Source organism: Micromonospora sp. NPDC003776 (assembly GCF_053605645.1).
In genome coordinates this window covers 1-1,113 of sequence record NZ_JBSGJR010000989.1, presented here as the reverse complement: position 1 = coordinate 1,113, position 1,113 = coordinate 1, and the positions used below count along the sequence as shown (strand labels likewise).

General features: G+C 73.5%; 2 protein-coding genes. One reads left to right on the top strand and one right to left on the bottom strand.

Annotation, left to right across the window (positions count from 1 at the left end; translation table 11 throughout):
- Window positions 1–151 precede the first annotated feature (151 nt).
- Complete coding sequence (locus tag ACWEVO_RS36970; RefSeq protein WP_452312017.1) at window positions 152–481, bottom strand: PadR family transcriptional regulator; 330 nt, start codon at window positions 479–481, stop codon at window positions 152–154.
- Between the two features lie 179 nt (window positions 482–660).
- Here ACWEVO_RS36970 and ACWEVO_RS36965 point away from each other — a divergent pair, with 179 nt between their 5' ends.
- Window positions 661–1,053, top strand: coding sequence for a hypothetical protein (locus tag ACWEVO_RS36965; protein WP_452312016.1), 393 nt, complete (start codon window positions 661–663; stop codon window positions 1,051–1,053).
- Window positions 1,054–1,113: the final 60 nt, after the last annotated feature.

The following is a 1,113-nucleotide window of genomic DNA, read 5'->3' as shown; positions in this document are numbered from 1 at the left end:
GCCTCGGTGGGCTCCGCGCCCGCAGCGACCGCCTGGGCCGCGGCGCTGCGCAGGTGGTCCTCGGCCTCGACGAGGGCCCGCCGCCCGGCCGGGCCGGTGCCGGCCAACCGGTCGAAGAGCCGGTCGAGGTGGGCGTCGATCGGTGACTCGCTCATGCCGTAGCTCCCTGGGTCGGTGCGAGGATCGCGGCCACGCCGCGCACCAGCGCCTGCCATTCCGACTGTTTGGCGGCCAGCGCGGCGACGCCCGGGTCGGTGAGCCGGTAGCAGCGGCGGCGCCGGCCGGGGCCGTCCTGCCAGGCACTGGCCACCAGGCCGGCGCGCTCCAGCCGGTGCAGGGCGGGGTAGACGGTGCCCTCGGGCAGGTCGAAGGTGCCCGCGGAACGCTCCCGCAGCGCCTGGATGAGGGCGTAGCCGTGGGTCGGGCCGGTCCCGCGCAGGGTCGCCAGGATCAGCAGGTCGAGGTGTCCACGCAGGTCCATCGCCATACCTAGAAAGCCTAGGCATAGAGAATCCAGGGGTCAAGGGGGCCGATGGACCCGGAATCGGCCGTTCCTATTGCCGAGGGGCGTCCGGGAGGGACAGGATGACCATGCGCGCCGGAAACACACCCGTAACCTGCGTGCAGCTGGTCTCTGTCACGAGGAAGTGGGAGTCAGTCATGAGCGACGTGTCGACGGCACTGGGTGTGCGTCTGTACCCGGACCTGGTCGAACGGGGCGGGCTCGCTCCCGCGCTCGCCGACGCGGCCGCCCGGCACGGCCTCGATCTCGGGTCGGTGACCGCCCCCGACCACGGGCGCGCCCGGTTCACCTGCGCCGAGGTCAGCTCCCCGCAGGGCGTCGTCTGCGTCGGGCTCGGCTCCCAGGCCCGCTACTTCATGATCGACCTGCGGGTGGCCGGCGAGGTCCAGGCCCGCGGCGACGCCACCGACCTGCTCCAGGTGGCGCAGGTGGCCGCCGCCTGGCGGGCCGGCGCTACCGTCGCCGACCTGACCGCGCGGTTCCCCTTCATGGAGGAGATGAAGCGCTACCCGGTCGCCCAGGCCGGCTGACCCGCCCGCTGCCCCACCGTCTTCACGTCGGCGAGGTGGTGGTGTCCTCCCCTTGAGGAC